This is a genomic window from Mesorhizobium sp. 131-2-1, from assembly GCF_016756535.1.
Classification (GTDB): domain Bacteria; phylum Pseudomonadota; class Alphaproteobacteria; order Rhizobiales; family Rhizobiaceae; genus Mesorhizobium.
The window spans coordinates 1,165,754-1,180,303 of the sequence record NZ_AP023247.1 but is presented as its reverse complement, the minus strand read 5'-3'; the positions used below and the strand labels follow the sequence as shown (position 1 = coordinate 1,180,303).

At 65.3% G+C, this 14,550-nt stretch carries 15 protein-coding genes and 1 tRNA gene; 4 read left to right on the top strand and 12 right to left on the bottom strand.

Annotated elements, in window-relative coordinates; all coding sequences use genetic code 11:
* The 3 genes from JG743_RS05745 to rsfS form a co-directional block, all read right to left on the bottom strand.
* A complete protein-coding gene (locus tag JG743_RS05745; RefSeq protein ID WP_202298864.1) occupies positions 1-1,347 on the bottom strand; it encodes a murein hydrolase activator EnvC family protein in 1,347 nt (448 codons plus the stop codon).
* A 122-nt stretch (positions 1,348-1,469) separates the two neighbouring features.
* The gene (rlmH, locus tag JG743_RS05740; RefSeq protein WP_202298863.1) at positions 1,470-1,952 is read right to left on the bottom strand and encodes a 23S rRNA (pseudouridine(1915)-N(3))-methyltransferase RlmH; all 483 of its coding nucleotides are present in this window, start codon (positions 1,950-1,952) and stop codon (positions 1,470-1,472) included.
* Positions 1,953-2,020: 68 nt separating this feature from the next.
* Positions 2,021-2,398, bottom strand: coding sequence for a ribosome silencing factor (rsfS, locus tag JG743_RS05735; protein ID WP_126059326.1), 378 nt, complete (start codon positions 2,396-2,398; stop codon positions 2,021-2,023).
* Between the two features lie 245 nt (positions 2,399-2,643).
* On the opposite strand from rsfS, the gene JG743_RS05730 reads away from it, so the two are divergent.
* Positions 2,644-3,501: a mechanosensitive ion channel family protein gene (locus tag JG743_RS05730; protein WP_202298862.1), complete on the top strand. Its 858-nt coding sequence runs from the start codon at positions 2,644-2,646 to the stop codon at positions 3,499-3,501.
* Positions 3,502-3,518: 17 nt separating this feature from the next.
* Here JG743_RS05730 and JG743_RS05725 read toward each other — a convergent pair whose 3' ends face one another.
* The 6 genes from JG743_RS05725 to obgE form a co-directional block, all read right to left on the bottom strand.
* Positions 3,519-4,808 (bottom strand): MFS transporter, encoded by a 1,290-nt coding sequence (locus tag JG743_RS05725; protein ID WP_202298861.1) that lies wholly within the window; start codon positions 4,806-4,808, stop codon positions 3,519-3,521.
* Between the two features lie 75 nt (positions 4,809-4,883).
* On the bottom strand, positions 4,884-5,654 hold the full coding sequence (locus JG743_RS05720; RefSeq protein WP_202298860.1) for a hypothetical protein: 771 nt from the start codon (positions 5,652-5,654) through the stop codon (positions 4,884-4,886).
* On the bottom strand, positions 5,651-6,238 hold the full coding sequence (locus JG743_RS05715) for a nicotinate-nucleotide adenylyltransferase (protein ID WP_202302450.1): 588 nt from the start codon (positions 6,236-6,238) through the stop codon (positions 5,651-5,653). The genes JG743_RS05720 and JG743_RS05715 overlap by 4 nt, the downstream gene beginning before the upstream one ends.
* A gap of 249 nt (positions 6,239-6,487) precedes the next feature.
* Positions 6,488-7,774, bottom strand: coding sequence for a glutamate-5-semialdehyde dehydrogenase (locus tag JG743_RS05710; RefSeq protein WP_202298859.1), 1,287 nt, complete (start codon positions 7,772-7,774; stop codon positions 6,488-6,490).
* A gap of 3 nt (positions 7,775-7,777) precedes the next feature.
* Positions 7,778-8,947 carry a glutamate 5-kinase gene (proB, locus tag JG743_RS05705; protein ID WP_202298858.1) on the bottom strand — a complete coding sequence of 390 codons (1,170 nt, stop codon included), beginning with the start codon at positions 8,945-8,947 and terminating at the stop codon, positions 7,778-7,780.
* 2 nt (positions 8,948-8,949) lie between these two features.
* Entirely contained in the window at positions 8,950-9,978 is a 1,029-nt protein-coding gene (gene obgE, locus JG743_RS05700) for a GTPase ObgE (protein WP_202298857.1), read from the bottom strand.
* A 148-nt stretch (positions 9,979-10,126) separates the two neighbouring features.
* Here obgE and JG743_RS05695 point away from each other — a divergent pair, with 148 nt between their 5' ends.
* A complete protein-coding gene (locus JG743_RS05695; RefSeq protein ID WP_202298856.1) occupies positions 10,127-10,990 on the top strand; it encodes an endonuclease/exonuclease/phosphatase family protein in 864 nt (287 codons plus the stop codon).
* A gap of 286 nt (positions 10,991-11,276) precedes the next feature.
* Here the strand turns inward: JG743_RS05695 and JG743_RS05690 are convergent, their stop codons facing one another.
* The 3 genes from JG743_RS05690 to JG743_RS05680 form a co-directional block, all read right to left on the bottom strand.
* Positions 11,277-11,864 carry a GNAT family N-acetyltransferase gene (locus JG743_RS05690; protein WP_202298855.1) on the bottom strand — a complete coding sequence of 196 codons (588 nt, stop codon included), beginning with the start codon at positions 11,862-11,864 and terminating at the stop codon, positions 11,277-11,279.
* 119 nt (positions 11,865-11,983) lie between these two features.
* Entirely contained in the window at positions 11,984-12,253 is a 270-nt protein-coding gene (rpmA, locus tag JG743_RS05685; RefSeq protein ID WP_202298854.1) for a 50S ribosomal protein L27, read from the bottom strand.
* A 100-nt stretch (positions 12,254-12,353) separates the two neighbouring features.
* A complete protein-coding gene (locus JG743_RS05680; RefSeq protein ID WP_202298853.1) occupies positions 12,354-13,037 on the bottom strand; it encodes a 50S ribosomal protein L21 in 684 nt (227 codons plus the stop codon).
* A gap of 397 nt (positions 13,038-13,434) precedes the next feature.
* On the opposite strand from JG743_RS05680, the gene JG743_RS05675 reads away from it, so the two are divergent.
* Positions 13,435-13,524 (top strand) — tRNA-Ser (locus JG743_RS05675).
* A 260-nt stretch (positions 13,525-13,784) separates the two neighbouring features.
* Entirely contained in the window at positions 13,785-14,495 is a 711-nt protein-coding gene (locus JG743_RS05670; protein WP_202298852.1) for a pentapeptide repeat-containing protein, read from the top strand.
* Positions 14,496-14,550: the final 55 nt, after the last annotated feature.

Here is a 14,550-nt window from a genome sequence, read left to right as displayed (position 1 = left end):
TCACGTCCTTCCAGAAAAACGGTCCGCCCACCATGGGGTCGGATCGACGGGTTTCCCATCCTTGCGGAACTCGACGTAGAGCTCCGGCGTGGCACTTCCATTCTGCGAGGCCGAGGTGCTCGCCACCCGGGCCTCTCCCATCGCGCCGACCGGTTCTCCTGCGAGCACCGACTGGCCAGTCGCGACACTGATTCTGCTCATCCCAGCCAGGACGACATGATACCCGTCGCCGGCGTTGAGGATCAAGAGTTGACCATAAGAGCGAAACGGCCCCGCATAAAGCACATTTCCATCCGCCGGTGCGGTGACGATGGCTCCCGATTGTGTCGCAACCATGTCGCCCTGCATCACCGCGCCGTTACCGTCGTCGGCGCCGAAGCGCCGTTTGATCTTGCCGGTGACCGGCAGCGCGATCTGCCCCTGCAGCGCCGAGAACGGCGCCGCGGCCGTGAGCTGGTTGCCTTCCGGCACCGGCAGCGAAGCGAGTTCCGTCGAGGCCGGCGCCGCGTTCGGCGCCGCCTGGTCGGCATCGGCCGATTTTTGCTCGGCCGCCTTGGCCTGGTCCGCCGCCTTGCGCGTCTTGTCGGCTTCCAGCGAGGCGATAAGTTCCTTCAGGCTGCCCGCCTTGGCGGCCAGTGCCTGCGAGCGCTGTTTCTCGGCGGCGATCTCGGTCTCGGTCTCGGCCTGCAGCTTCTGCTTCGCCTCGAGCAGCATGGTCAGCCGCTTCTTTTCGGCCGTCTGTTCGCCGACAGCCGTGGTCAGCCGTGCCCGCTCAGCCTCGATCGAGGCCGTCACCCGCGTCTGCTCCTTGAGATCGGCAAGCAGCACCTCGGTCTGCTGGCGCAATTCCGGCACCACCGCGCCGAGCAGGATGGCGCTGCGCACCGACGACAGCGCGTCCTCCGGCTTGACCAGGATCGCTGGAGGCGGATTGAGCCCCATGCGCTGCAACGCTCCCAGCACCTCGGCCAGCACGTCGCGCCGCGCCGCCAGCGAGGCGCGGATCTTCTGCTGTTCCCCCTTCAGCCCTTCCAGCTTGGCGCCGATGTCCTCGATGTCCTGGCCGAGCTTCTGCTCCGTCATCGCCGACTGGATCAGCGCCGCGGTGATCGAGGCATGATCCTTCTTGACCGCCGCTATGTCGGCGGCAAGCTTGGCCAGCCGCTCGGAAGACAGGGTGATCTCCTTCGAGACCTGCTCATATTCGGCCCGGCTCTGGTCGGGATCGGGCGCTAGGTCGAGCGTGTTCTCGGCCATCACCGGGCCCAGTGACAGCACGATCGCGGCCGCGGTCAAACCACAGCGCGCGCGCCAGGAGCTCGTTTTCGATTTCCAGCCTTCAGACATCAGGCGTCGACTCTATCTGCGGCTTCGTTAACGAACCATCAACCATGTTCGGCGACGCAAGCAGCCTTGCCCTTCATTGGGGCGAAAATCCGGGCGGCCCGCGCCGATCCACAGCTTTCGCCTTATGAACGATGGTAGGGGTGCCCGGAAAGGATGGTGGCCGCGCGATAAAGCTGTTCGCCCAGCATCACCCGCACCAGCTGATGCGGCCATGTCAGCGCGCCGAACGACAGCACCAGATCGGCCTGGTCGCGCAGCGATTGGTCGTGGCCGTCGGCGCCGCCGATGGCGATCACCAGCGCCTTGCGGCCGCCGTCACGCAGCAGGCCGAGGCGGCCGGCGAAATCCTCGGAGGAGAAGTTCTTGCCGCGCTCGTCGAGCAGGACCAGCGCCGTGCCTTGCTGCAGCATCGTCTGCAGCTTCTGGCCTTCCTCGCGCCGGCGCTCATTGGCGGTCTGGGCGCGGCCTTCGGCAATCTCGACAAGGCCGGCATATTCCAGCCCCACCGCCGGGCCGCTCTTGGCGAAGCGCTCGAAATAGCGGTCGGCGAGTTCTCTCTCGGGGCCGGCTTTCATCCGGCCCACGGCATGAACGGTGATCTTCATCCTTGCCTCGAAGAGCCGCTAATGCATGTCACCGAGGGATTTGGGGACACGCACCAAGCAGATACGGCTCAGTGAAGGGTCTCTTCCTCGAGGTCCGGCGCCTGCCACATCTTTTCGAGATTGTAGAATTCGCGGACTTCGGGACGGAAGACATGGACGATGATGTCGCCCGAATCGATCAGGACCCAGTCGGCGCCGGCCAGCCCCTCGACGCGCGCCATGCCGAGGCCGGCATCTTTCAGCGCCTTGAGGAGGTGATCGGCGACAGCCGAGACATGACGGTGCGATCGGCCCGAGGCGACGACCATGTAGTCGCCGAGGCTCGATTTCCCCTGAATGTCGATTGAGACGATGTTTTCGGCCTTGGAGTCTTCCAGACTGGCAAGGACTGTCTTGATGGCGCGAGACACGGCGTCGTTTCCGCTGATCCCGGCCGGCGAAGGCACGATGTCGGCCTTCTTCCGCAGTGCTGTTCTCAGTGTCTTTCCTTTCGCAGCAAGAACAACCAAATCACCCACCAAATCAGGGTGACACCACTTAGATAGGCAGAGTTCCGTTGCAGTTTCAAGACGGCGACCCGCGCCGCCGCAAACGCGACCTCCTCCGATTGGTTCCGCTGGCCGGGAAAAAAGTCGGGAACCCATGGCGTCCGCATGGGTTATCGGCTCGCCCACCAACCGGATTTCCCACCATGCCGATCGATCCCCAGGACACCCTCCTCACCGTGCAGGCTGGCCTTGCGCAGCTCAGCAGCCTGATCGTCTCCTATTCCTTTTCCGCCATAGGCGCCGTCATATTGCTGGTCGTCGGCTATGTCGTCGCCGGCCTTGCCGAGCGCTCCATCTTCGCCGGGCTCGGCCATATCCACGGCTTCGACGCGACGCTGCGCCACTTCTTCTCGAAGATCGTCCGCTACGCCATCCTGATCCTCGTCGTCATCATGGTGCTCGGCCAGTTCGGCGTGCAGACGGCCTCGATCATCGCCGCCATCGGCGCCATCGGCCTCGCCATCGGGCTGGCGCTGCAGGGCACGCTGCAGAACATCGCCGCCGGCATCATGCTGCTTGCGCTAAGACCCTTCCGCATCGGCGAATATGTCGAGGTCGGCCCCATCTCCGGAACGGTCGAGGAGATCGGCCTGTTCGCGACCAGGTTGCGGACGGTCGACGGCGTCTATGTGCTGGCGCCCAATTCGACATTGTGGAACCAGCCGGTGCGCAACTATACGCGCAACGGTGTGCGCCGCGGCGACATCACGCTGACCATCGGCTCGTGGAACGACATCGACCTGGCGCAGAAGGTGATGCTCGGCGTCGCCGCCACCGAACGGCGCGCCAGACGCGAGCCGGCGCCGATTGCCTTCGTCTCCACCGTCGGCGACAGCGGCGTCGCCATCAGCCTGCGCTACTGGACCTCGGCCGCCGATTTCTTCGCCACCCAGATCGATCTCACCAAACGCGCCAAGCAGGCCTTCGACGCCGAAGGCATTTCGGTCCCGGCGCCACCGCCGGAAGCGCCGAGCCAGGAACCGTCCGTGACCAGGCAATAGCGGGCGCAGGCTCAACGCTAATTGCCGGGGCGGCGCTGCTCGTCCGGTGCGAAGCAGAGTTCCACCGGCAGCGGCGCCTGCGCGCTCATCGGCGCGAAGCTGCCAGTCGCGGTCGGCGGCACCGGCCGCGCCGCCAGCACCCGCCACAAGACGAACAGGCAGAACGCCGAGGCAATGAAGATTCCGACATAGATGAAGGCTCCGGTGCCGTAGACCGCGGAAAGCGCCGTCACGATGCCCGGCACGACAAACCCAGCCAGCGACCAGGCAAACAGCATCGAGCTCGACAAGGCCAGCAGGTCATCCTTGCCCGCGCGGTCGGCGGCATGCGCGCTGGACAGCGAATAGATCGATTCCGACGCCCCGTCCCAGATCAGGTAGACCACGAGCAGAACGGCCAGCGCCCCGCCATCGAAGCTGATGGCGAACAAGCTGGCAACGAGGGCAAGCAGTGCCGCGCCGATCAGCACATAGCGCCGGTCGGTCCGGTCCGAAATCCAGCCGAGCGGTATCTGCAGGATCAACGTGCCGACCGGCATGGCCGACAACAGCAGCGCCACATCCGCCTGGCCGTAGCCCTTGGCGGTGGCATGGATCGGCGCGAAACCGGAGATGATCATCGACAGGCCGCCGACGGCGAGCATGCCGGCGACGCCGACCGGCGAGATCCGCCAGGCGCGGCCAAGCGCGACGGATGCCGCCCGCGGCGGTGGCGGCTGCGCAAGCCGGGTCATGCCGACCGGCAGGATCGACAGCGCCGTGAAGGTGATGCCGATCAGCGGCGCGGCCGCCGTCCGGATGTCGATGGCGGCAAGCGTCGCATAGCCGACACCGAGGCCCGCGACATAGGCGACGTAGAACACCGCCATGACGCGGCCGCGTATGGCATTGGGCACGGCATCGTTGAGCCAGCTCTGGGCGACGATGAACAGGCCGCATATGGCGAACCCGTAGAGCGCCCGCGCCGCGATCCAGATGAGGGGGATCGGGCCTGCGCCGATCGCAGCGTTGGAGAGCGCGATCAGCGCCGAAAGCACCATGAATGCCCGCGCATGACCGACCCGGCGCACCAGCGGGCCGGTCAGGATGCAGCCGGCGAGCCCGCCGGCCGAAAGGCCGGTGACGATCAGCCCGGCCCAGGTCGGATCGAAGCCGTCGGCGCCGAGCCGCACCGGGATGAAGGCGAACATTAGCCCGTTGCCGATGGCGATCAGCGCCATCGACACGACGACGCTGGCAATGGCGATCAGCGGCGCCGGCTGCTTGCCGTCTTCTCGCTCGATGGTGGTGCGGTTCTTCTCCAGCATTCACGCAACATCGCCCACCGCACGGCGAAAGGCCGCCGCAAAAGCGACATCACCGGACGGGCAGTGGCGCCGACCTCACATGGCCAGGATTTCGCCCAGCGGCGAGCTCGACGGCACGTCGGCCAGCCGCAGCTTCCAGAGCGAGCCGTGCCAAAGGTGGATCGCCAGCGTTTCCGGCTTCACCAGATCGGCGATGGATTTGCGGGGATCGAGCAGCGTGCCCGCGCCCTCGACATTGGGATAGAACACGTCCACCTGCGAAGCCTCGCCCAGCAGCCCGTGCTTGCGCGCCAGATAGGTCAGCAAGGGTGGGCCGATCGAGGCATGCGGCAGGTCCTCGAATCCCTTCACCCGGCCGAGCGCGCGCAGCGCCCCGAAGCGCAGCCGCTTGCTCCACGAATACCATTCGGGAAACCGCTTCGGGTGGTCGACCGTCTCGACCAGATCGGCGAGGATCGGCGAGCCTACGGGCAGGCTCATCACCGCATTGTTGATGCGTGTCTGGCTTTCCCAACCGAACAGATAGGGCCGCCGCCGCAGCGGCCGCACGCAATACATGTCGCAGTCGATGTAGATCTCGGCGCCGGTGGCCAGGAGCTTGTAGCGGAAGATGTCGGCGAACAGAGCCAGGCCGCCATTGCGATGCCTGATGATGCGCTCACGCGGCAGGATTCTTGTTGCGTCGACGAGCTCGACACCAGCCGGCGCGTCGCCGGGATCGTCATAGACATGCAGCAGAGTGCGGTGGCCTGCCCTGATGAAGGACTTCAGGCAGGCGGTATGCATTGCCCCGAGCGGCCCGCCGATCCAGAAAGCATGAACCGCCGGCAGGCCGGGGCCGTTCATCGCTGCGCCGCCTTGCGGATAGCGCTCGACGACAGCGACGAGCGCGGACCGTGGATGAAGGTCCAGGCCGGCGCCTTCATGCGGGCAAGCCGCGGCGCGTCGCCCTCGTCGACGCGGGCATAGTCGAAGGTCTTGGCGACCACCGAAGACAGGAAGGAGAGCGTCGCGCCCGGGCGGTCGATGACGGCGATCGGGAAGGTCATGGCGATCTGGCGCCAGCGCTGCCAGCGATGGAAGTCGCGCAAGCTGTCGGCGCCCATGATCCAGACGAAGTCGACACCGGGATTGCGCGCCTTGACCAGCGCCAGCGTGTCGGCCGTGAAACGGATGTGGTGCGTGGCCTCGAAAGCGGTGACCTTGATCTTCGGATTCTTTGCGATCTGCTCGGACAGATGCAACCGCTCGGCGAGTGGCGCCAGCTCGCGCGTGCTCTTCAGCGGATTGCCCGGCGTCACCATCCACCACAGCTGGTCGAGCGCCAGCCGGCGCAGCGCGATCTCGGCCACCAGCGCATGACCGGCATGCGGCGGATTGAACGAGCCGCCGAACAGACCCACGGCAACGCCCTTGCCGGCATGCGGCATGCGCAGATAGTGCGATGGGACCGCGGGCTGAAGGGACGATAGCATGGTGCTAGGCGCCCCCCTCTGCCCTGCCGGGCATCTCCCCCTCAAGGGGGGAGATCAGATGTCGCTTCCACTTTCGCCAATCGCTGACGTTGCAGGCCGAGCGCCGTCGGCGAAGCTGCCAATCTCCCCCCCTGAGGGGGAGATGTCCGGCAGGACAGAGGGGGGTGGCTGGGCGCAAGCGTCAGGCCCTTAGGGCAAAAAACGTCACGGCCTCACCTGTCCCGACCCGCGCACGCGGTATTTGAACGAGGTCAGCTGCTCGACGCCGACCGGTCCGCGCGCGTGCATCTTGCCGGTGGCGATGCCGATCTCGGCGCCCATGCCGAACTCGCCGCCATCGGCGAACTGCGTCGAAGCGTTGTGCAGCAGAATCGCCGAGTCGATCTCGTTGAAGAAGCGCTCCACCGCTTCAGCATCCTCGGCGATGATCGCCTCGGTGTGGTGCGAGGAGAAGGTCTCGATATGGTCGATCGCGCCGGTGACGCCATCGACCAGCCTTACCGCGATGATGGCGTCGAGATATTCCGTCACCCAGTCGGCGTCACTCGCCGGGCTGGCATCGGAAAACGCCTTCATCACCTCGGTGTCGGCATGGATCTCGCAGCCGGCGGCGCGCAGCGCCTCGAGGATCGGCACGAGATGGGTGGGCGCCGCCGCGCGATCGACCAGCAGCGTCTCGGCCGCGCCGCAGACGCCGGTTCGGCGCATCTTGGCGTTGACGGCAATCTTCACCGCCATGTCGAGTTTTGCCGAGCGGTCGACATAGACATGGCAGATGCCTTCGAGATGCGCGAAGACCGGCACCCGCGCCTCGCTCTGCACGCGCCCGACCAGGCTTTTGCCACCGCGCGGGATGATCACGTCGAGATTGCCGCCAAGGCCCTTCAGCATCTCGCCGACGGCGGTGCGGTCGGTGGTCGGCACCAGCTGGATGGCGTCCTCGGGCAAACCGGCCGCCTTCAGCCCTTCGACCAGGCAGGCATGGATCGCCGATGACGAATTGAGCGAATCCGAGCCGCCGCGCAGGATCACCGGATTGCCGGCCTTGAGGCAGAGCGCGCCGGCATCCGCCGTCACGTTCGGCCGGCTCTCATAGATGACGCCGATGACGCCGAGCGGCGTGCGCACGCGTTCGATATGCAGGCCGTTCGGCCGGTCCCATTCGGCGATCACGTCGCCGACCGGATCCTTAAGCCCGGCGATCTCGCGGATGCCGTCAGCCATCGCCTTGACGCGCGACGGCGTCAGCTTCAGCCGGTCCATGAACGATGGAGACAGGCCGGACTCCTCACCGTTCGAGACGTCGATGGCGTTGGCCTCGAGGATCGCCTGCTCATTGCGAAGAATGGCCTCAGCCATGGCGACAAGCGCCGCATTCTTGGCTGCGGTGGTGGCAATGGCCAGCGGCCGGGCGGCGGCGCGGGCGCGGCGGCCGATATCGGCCATCAGCACGGCGGTGTCATTCCCGGATTTTTCATGCAGCTTCAGCATGGCTCATCCTCCGCTCTGGTCGCCGGCCAATACTTGGCCACCGGCCGATATTTGATCCCCGGAATGGCTCACCACAAGGTCGTCGCGATGGATCATCGCCGAGCGCGCCTCGTAGCCGAGCACGGTTTCGATCTCGGCCGTCTTCAGGCCTGCGATCCTTACGGCATCGGCGGCATCGTAGGCAACCAGGCCGCGAGCGATCTCGCGGCCCTCGGGCGACAGGATCGCCACCGTGTCGCCGCGCGAGAAATTGCCGCTCACCAGTTTGACGCCGGCCGGCAGCAGCGATTTGCCGGACTTGAGCGCGCCGACGGCGCCGGCATCGACGGTGAGCCGTCCCGCCGGTTCGAGTTGGCCGGCGATCCAGGTCTTGTAACCCTTGACCGGATTGGCGCTCGGCCGGAAGAAGGTGGCGCGTTCGCCGCGCTCGATCGCCATCAGCGGCGACAGTCTGGTGCCGGATGTGATGACCATGGCGGTGCCGGCTGCATTGGCGATCTTGCCGGCGTCGAGTTTCGTCCGCATGCCGCCGCGCGACAGCTCGGACGCGGCAGCGCCTGCCATCGCCTCGATATCGGGGGTGATGCGGTCGACCACCGGGATGAATTTCGCCTGCGGGTCCCTGGCCGGCGGCGCCGTGTAGAGCCCGTCGATGTCGGAGAGCAGCACCAGGAGATCAGCGCCCATCATAGTGGCGACGCGAGCGGCCAGCCGGTCATTGTCGCCATAGCGGATTTCCGACGTCGCCACCGTGTCGTTCTCGTTGATGACCGGCACTGCCTTCATCTTGAGCAGCGTCGAGATCGTGGCCCGCGCATTGAGGTAGCGCCGGCGCTCCTCGGTGTCGCCGAGCGTCAGCAGGATCTGGCCCGATTTCAGCCCGCCCTTGCCGAGCGCATCCGACCAGGCGCCGGCGAGCGCGATCTGGCCGACGGCGGCGGCGGCCTGGCTCTCTTCCAGCTTCAGCGCCCGCTTGCCCAGGCCAAGGATGGTCCGGCCGAGCGCGATCGCGCCCGAGGAGACGACGAGCACCTCGGCGCCGCCATGGGCGAGCACGGCGATGTCATCGGCAAGTGAGTCGAGCCAGTCGCGCTTCAGCCCTGTGGCGCGGTCGACAAGCAGCGCCGAGCCGATCTTGACGGTGATGCGCCGGTATTTCTTCAGCGACTGCATGGTCACTGCCAGCGTGTGTCGACGGGTGCGGCAACGGCGTCGCGGGCCTCGGCGACGACAGCCATCAGCGCACGCAGCACCGCTTCCACGCCTTCGCCGGTGACGGCCGACATCAGCATCGGCGCGCGGCCGGCGGCGCGCTTCAGCGAGGCCGTCTTCTTCTTGCGCGCCTCGGCGTCGAGGATGTCGATCTGGCTGAGCGCAACGATCTCGACCTTCTCGGCCAGCCCATGGCCATAGGCCTCCAGCTCGCCACGCACGGTCTTGTAGGCCTTGCCGGGATTCTCCTCCTGGGCGGAGACGAGGTGCAGCAACACACGCGTGCGCTCGACATGGCCGAGGAAACGGTCGCCGATGCCGACGCCCTCATGCGCGCCCTCGATCAGGCCGGGGATGTCGGCGATGACGAATTCGCGGCCGTCGATGCGCGCGACCCCAAGACCGGGATAGAGCGTGGTGAAGGGATAGTCGGCGATCTTCGGCTTGGCCGCGGTGACGGCGGCGAGGAAGGTCGACTTGCCGGCATTGGGCAGGCCGACCAGGCCGGCGTCGGCGATCAGTTTCAGCCGCAGCCAGATGTTGAGTTCCTCGCCCGGCAGGCCGGGATTGGCGCGGCGCGGCGCCTGGTTGGTCGAGGTCTTGAAGTGCTGGTTGCCGAAGCCGCCATTGCCGCCCTTGGCGAGCAGGAAGCGCTGGCCGACCACGGTGATGTCGCAGATCAGCGTCTCATTGTCCTCGGCAAAGATCTGGGTTCCGACCGGCACCTTCAGCGTGACGTCGGCGCCCTTGGCGCCCGTCATGTTGCGGCCCATGCCGTGCGTGCCGGTCTTGGCCTTGAAGTGCTGCTGGTAGCGATAGTCGATCAGCGTGTTCAGCCCGTCGACCGCCTCCGCCCAGACATCGCCGCCGCGGCCGCCGTCGCCGCCATCCGGCCCGCCGAACTCGATGAACTTCTCGCGGCGGAACGACACCGAGCCGGCGCCGCCGTCGCCGGAGCGGATATAAACCTTTGCCTGGTCGAGAAATTTCATCGGATCTTCGGGTTTCTGCTATTGCGTTTGCGGGATTGCTCTAAACCAAGGCGGGGCGAAGGGCGAGGCCGATTTGCGACTAAAGCGCCGGATGCCCTTTTGCAAAGGACGCGGTAGCACTGTTCGCGCGGGCTGAAGGGGCGCGGCAATGAAGCTTGTCACCTACAACATCCAGTACGGCATCGGCCTCGACGGCCGCTACGATGTCACCCGCATCGCTGACGCCATTCGCGGCGCCGACGTGATCGCGCTGCAGGAGGTCACCCGCAACAACCCGAGGAACGGCAACCGCGACATGGTGGCCGAGATCGGCGAGGCGCTGCCTGACTATTTTGCCGCCTATGGCAGCAATTTCGAGGTCAACATCAGCTCGCGCCTGGAGGCCGGCCGCGCCATCACGACGACGTTCCAGCTCGGCAACATGGTCCTGTCCAAGACACCCATTCATCTGTCGCGCAACCTTCTCCTGCCGCGCAGCCGCAGCCTGGAGGCGATGAATTTCCAGCGCGGTGCGCTTGAAGCGCTGATCGAGACACCGCTCGGCTTCATCCGTTTCTATTCCACGCATCTCGACCATCGCAGCCCTGTCGAACGTCAAAGCCAGATCCGCTTCCTGCGCCAGCGCCTGTTGAACTACGCGCTGGAGGGCGGCGGCCTTTCCGGCGTTCCCGAGATCGGCCTGCCGGACCTGCCCTACCCGGAAGCCTTCATCGTCATGGGCGACTTCAACATGCTGTCCGGCTCGCCCGAGTATGTCGACCTTGCCGGGCGCCCGGACCACGAATTCGGCATGCCGCTCACCGCCGATCTCGCCGTCGATGTCGCCGAGCGCCTGGGCGTCCCGGATCTCGTCACCTGGGTCGATCCGAAACAGCCCGACGATGCGAGCCGCCAGAAACGCATCGACTATGTCTTCACCAGCGCCTCGCTCGCCAGATCGCTGCAGCGCCTGTGGGTCGACCGGCAGGCGGTGGGTTCGGATCACTTGCCGGTCTGGGTCGAGCTCGGCTGAAGTCCGGTCCGCAAAACGACTTTTCCTGTCCGCGCTACACTCCGAGATGGGTCGAGATTCAGGTCAGGCCGCGCCGAGAATGGTGGCTTCCGAGACCCGGAGCGGAGCGTGCTTGAAGCACGTGAGCAAGCGCATGACCCCGAAAATCGAAATCGATTTTCGGAAAGGATCATGCGCCAACAAAACTGCTACAGCGTCCTTTGCGCGTCCAGGAGGACGCGCGGCGCTGTAGTAAGCGCGGGAAGCCGCCATTCGCAGGCCGGCCTCACCTGAATATCGGCCCATCTCAGAAATGCACCCAGTTCCGCAGGCTGGTCCAGGTCTTGCGATCGAGCCGGTAGCGCTCGACCGGCACCTGGCCGGCGACGATCGAGTTCAGCATGCCCTGGCCGGCATACTGGAACCCGCACTTGTGGATGACCCGGCGCGAGGCCGGGTTGATCACCCGGGTCGACGCCTGCAGCACCTGGATCGGGGTCCTCTGGAAGGCGAGGTCGACCAGCGCGTGCGCCGCTTCCGTGGCGTAGCCACGTTTCCAGTAGGGTTCGCCGATCCAGTAGCCGAGCTCCAGCCCGCGATCGGTGGTGTTGAGCCCCGCGCAGCCGACGAAGGTGCCGGTGCCGGCGAGCGTCAGCGCATAGACGATGCCGGCGCGACGCGACGCCGCCATGGCGAGGAAGGCGCGCGCCTCGGCCTCGCCATAAGGATGCGGCATGCGGGCCAGCATCTCGGCCACGTGACGGTTGTCGGCCAGCGCCACCAGCGCCCCGACGTCGCTGTCGCGCGGCGCGCGCATCACCAGCCGCTCGGTGGCCAGCACCGGGCAGTCTATCGCGTAACTTTCGTCGTCCGTGTCTTCCGCTTCGGCAACCATGTTCAGTCCTCCAGGCACAAGAAAAAGGGGAGATGGAAACCCATCTCCCCTGATCCTTTTCCTGGCCTGGCCAGACACCGGTTCCCGAGATGGGTGCCGGTGTTGTGGTGCGGAACCGGCTACTCCGCTGCTTTGGTAATCGGGTTCACCGAGACGTAGGTTCGGCCGTTGGCTTTTTTGTTGAAGGCGACTGCGCCGGCTTCGAGCGCAAACAGGGTGTGGTCCGTGCCCATGCCTACGTTGGTGCCCGGATGCCAGGTGGTGCCGCGTTGACGAATGATGATGTTGCCGGCGAGCACGGCTTCGCCGCCGAACTTCTTCACGCCGAGACGCTTGGAGTGCGAGTCGCGACCATTGCGCGACGAACCGCCAGCTTTCTTGTGTGCCATCTAACTAACTCCGATACGCCCTGGGGGCGCTTGAATGGTCTTATGAACGCGTTCGCGTTCCGTTTCAAGTCCGATCCGGCGACGTTTTCGCCGGTTCGATTTAGTTCTTCGCCAGCTCCTTGGCCTGCTCGCGCCAGTCCTTGATCTGGTCGGCGCTGAACGGCATATGCTCGTCGATCTTGGCGACATCCTTGTCCGAAAGCTTGGCGAGCTGGGCGAAGGTGATAATGCCCTGCTCGTTGAGATCCTTGGCGGCGACCGGGCCGATGCCCTTGATCACCGTCAGGTCGTCCGGCTCGCCCTTCGGCGCCTTGAACAGCGGCGCGGCGGCGGCCTCGGCGGTGGCTTCCGCCTTCGGAGCGGCTTCCTTCTTGGCCTTGGCCTCCTTCGGAGCGGCCTCGGCCTTCGCCTCGGCGGCGACTTCAGCCTTGGCTTCCGGCTTGGCGGCGGCCTTCTTCGCCGGCTTGGCGCCACCCAGCAGGATCTCGGCGATCCGGACGGTGGTCAAAAGCTGACGGTGGCCGATCTTGCGGCGCGAATTCTGCCGGCGGCGCTTCTTGAAAGCGATGACGGTGCGGTTCTTGCCCTGTTCGACGACTTCGGCGGTGACGGTGGCGCCATCGACGAACGGCGCGCCGAAGGTGACGTTCTCGCCCTCGCCATGCGCCAGCACCTGGCTGAGCTCGACGATTTCGCCGACCTTGGCTTCGAGTTTCTCGATCTTCAGGAGATCGTTGGCGGCGACGCGATACTGCTTGCCGCCCGTTTTGATGACTGCGAACATCTTTTTTGCCTTTCGCTGTTCGGTCGGCCTTGATGAGCCGCGTCTCGCGGTTCGGCCGTCTTTTTGTCAGTCTGCGGGTTCAAAAAACAAGCGGCGCGGAAGAACCCTCCACGCCGATTGCGCGCTGTCCCTAACCGAAGGTCCGGTCAAAGTCAAGGCGAGTGGCTGGCGCCAGGAACATCCGCCGGTTCGCGGTGCCCGGGCCCGGCTGCCATGCGTATGGGAGCCTGGCGCTGGCGCCGCGGACGAGCCGCATGGCCGGCCTGCCGGGCGCGCCTGGCCGTGGCCAGATCGACACCGCGTCAAAGAAGCCTGACTTCAGGCAGATTTGGCCTTGTAACCTTGACGTCCAGTCGTTATCTAGTGCGCCGCGCCGGCAACGGCCGACCATGACCGCGGAGAGGTGGCAGAGTGGTCGAATGCACCGCACTCGAAATGCGGCATGCTCGCAAGGGCATCGGGGGTTCGAATCCCTCCCTCTCCGCCAGATTTCTCGACTAACAGTGTCATCGCCATTTGCCTCCTTCCCAATGCGTTTCCCAAGGAAACTGCAACCGAAGGAGACTTGGAAATGCACGGCTCATCACCGACACAAAGCCAAATCATCGGAAGATTTACCGGCCGCGTCTTGCTTGGCGCAGTTTGGCGGTGGGGACTAGCGGGATTAGCGGGCAAAATGCCGTCGCTTTCGAGTGTCAGCAGATGTGGTAAGGTTGATTGTCGGCGAGTAGCAGAGGTCCAGCAACAATGACTTTGACACGAACCAGAGCTTACGGCACATCCGGCTTGGTTCTGGCGGTTTGCATTGTATTTGCTTGGCAGAACGCCACTGCCGCTCAAAATTGCGACGCAGCCGCGACGCCTGGCGTCAATTGGCAGGACTGTGACAAAAAGCTTCTCATCCTAAAAGGACGGGACCTGAGCGGGGCGAACCTGATCGGTGTTGATTTCACTTCGACCGACCTCAGGAACAGCAATCTCCTTGCGGCAAATTTTGAGAAGGCAACGCTCGTGCGTGCTTCCCTGGCCGACTCGATCGCCAAAGGCGCCCGGTTCGACAAAATCGAGGCCTACAGGACCGACTTCAGCCATATGGACGCGCAGGGCGCTGTGTTTACGAGCGCGGAAGTGCAGCGCTCGAATTTCCAGGACGCCAATCTGACCAATGTTGATTTCACAAAGGCGGAATTGGGGCGAGCGCAGTTCCATGACGCCGATATCAGCGGCAGCCGCTTTTCGTTTGCCAATCTCGCGCGGGCGGACTTCCGAGGAGCGACGTTCACCGCGCCGATAGACTTTGACCGCGCTTTTTTCTTTCTGACCCGTATCGAGGGCCTCGATCTTTCCAATTCGGCGGGTCTATCCCAGTGGCAGCTCAACATGGCTTGCGGAGACGCCCGGACCGAGTTGCCTTCTGGCTTGACGAGGCCTGAAGATTGGCCCTGCAGCGAGCCATAGGCTCGGCGTCGTGTCGCTGCCGGGGCTGAAATCGTCAAGCGCGCCCTTGCGGGGG

Excerpts from the sequence above, each read along its gene's own strand:
- JG743_RS05745 (WP_202298864.1), bottom strand. The coding sequence starts at position 1,347 with ATGTCTGAAGGCTGGAAATCGAAAACGAGCTCCTGGCGCGCGCGCTGT.
- rlmH (WP_202298863.1), bottom strand. The coding sequence starts at position 1,952 with ATGAAGATCACCGTTCATGCCGTGGGCCGGATGAAAGCCGGCCCCGAG.
- JG743_RS05730 (WP_202298862.1), top strand. The coding sequence starts at position 2,644 with ATGCCGATCGATCCCCAGGACACCCTCCTCACCGTGCAGGCTGGCCTT.
- JG743_RS05725 (WP_202298861.1), bottom strand. The coding sequence starts at position 4,808 with ATGCTGGAGAAGAACCGCACCACCATCGAGCGAGAAGACGGCAAGCAG.
- JG743_RS05720 (WP_202298860.1), bottom strand. The coding sequence starts at position 5,654 with ATGAACGGCCCCGGCCTGCCGGCGGTTCATGCTTTCTGGATCGGCGGG.
- JG743_RS05715 (WP_202302450.1), bottom strand. The coding sequence starts at position 6,238 with ATGCCGCATGCCGGCAAGGGCGTTGCCGTGGGTCTGTTCGGCGGCTCG.
- JG743_RS05710 (WP_202298859.1), bottom strand. The coding sequence starts at position 7,774 with ATGCTGAAGCTGCATGAAAAATCCGGGAATGACACCGCCGTGCTGATG.
- proB (WP_202298858.1), bottom strand. The coding sequence starts at position 8,947 with ATGCAGTCGCTGAAGAAATACCGGCGCATCACCGTCAAGATCGGCTCG.
- obgE (WP_202298857.1), bottom strand. The coding sequence starts at position 9,978 with ATGAAATTTCTCGACCAGGCAAAGGTTTATATCCGCTCCGGCGACGGC.
- JG743_RS05695 (WP_202298856.1), top strand. The coding sequence starts at position 10,127 with ATGAAGCTTGTCACCTACAACATCCAGTACGGCATCGGCCTCGACGGC.
- JG743_RS05690 (WP_202298855.1), bottom strand. The coding sequence starts at position 11,864 with ATGGTTGCCGAAGCGGAAGACACGGACGACGAAAGTTACGCGATAGAC.
- rpmA (WP_202298854.1), bottom strand. The coding sequence starts at position 12,253 with ATGGCACACAAGAAAGCTGGCGGTTCGTCGCGCAATGGTCGCGACTCG.
- JG743_RS05680 (WP_202298853.1), bottom strand. The coding sequence starts at position 13,037 with ATGTTCGCAGTCATCAAAACGGGCGGCAAGCAGTATCGCGTCGCCGCC.
- JG743_RS05670 (WP_202298852.1), top strand. The coding sequence starts at position 13,785 with ATGACTTTGACACGAACCAGAGCTTACGGCACATCCGGCTTGGTTCTG.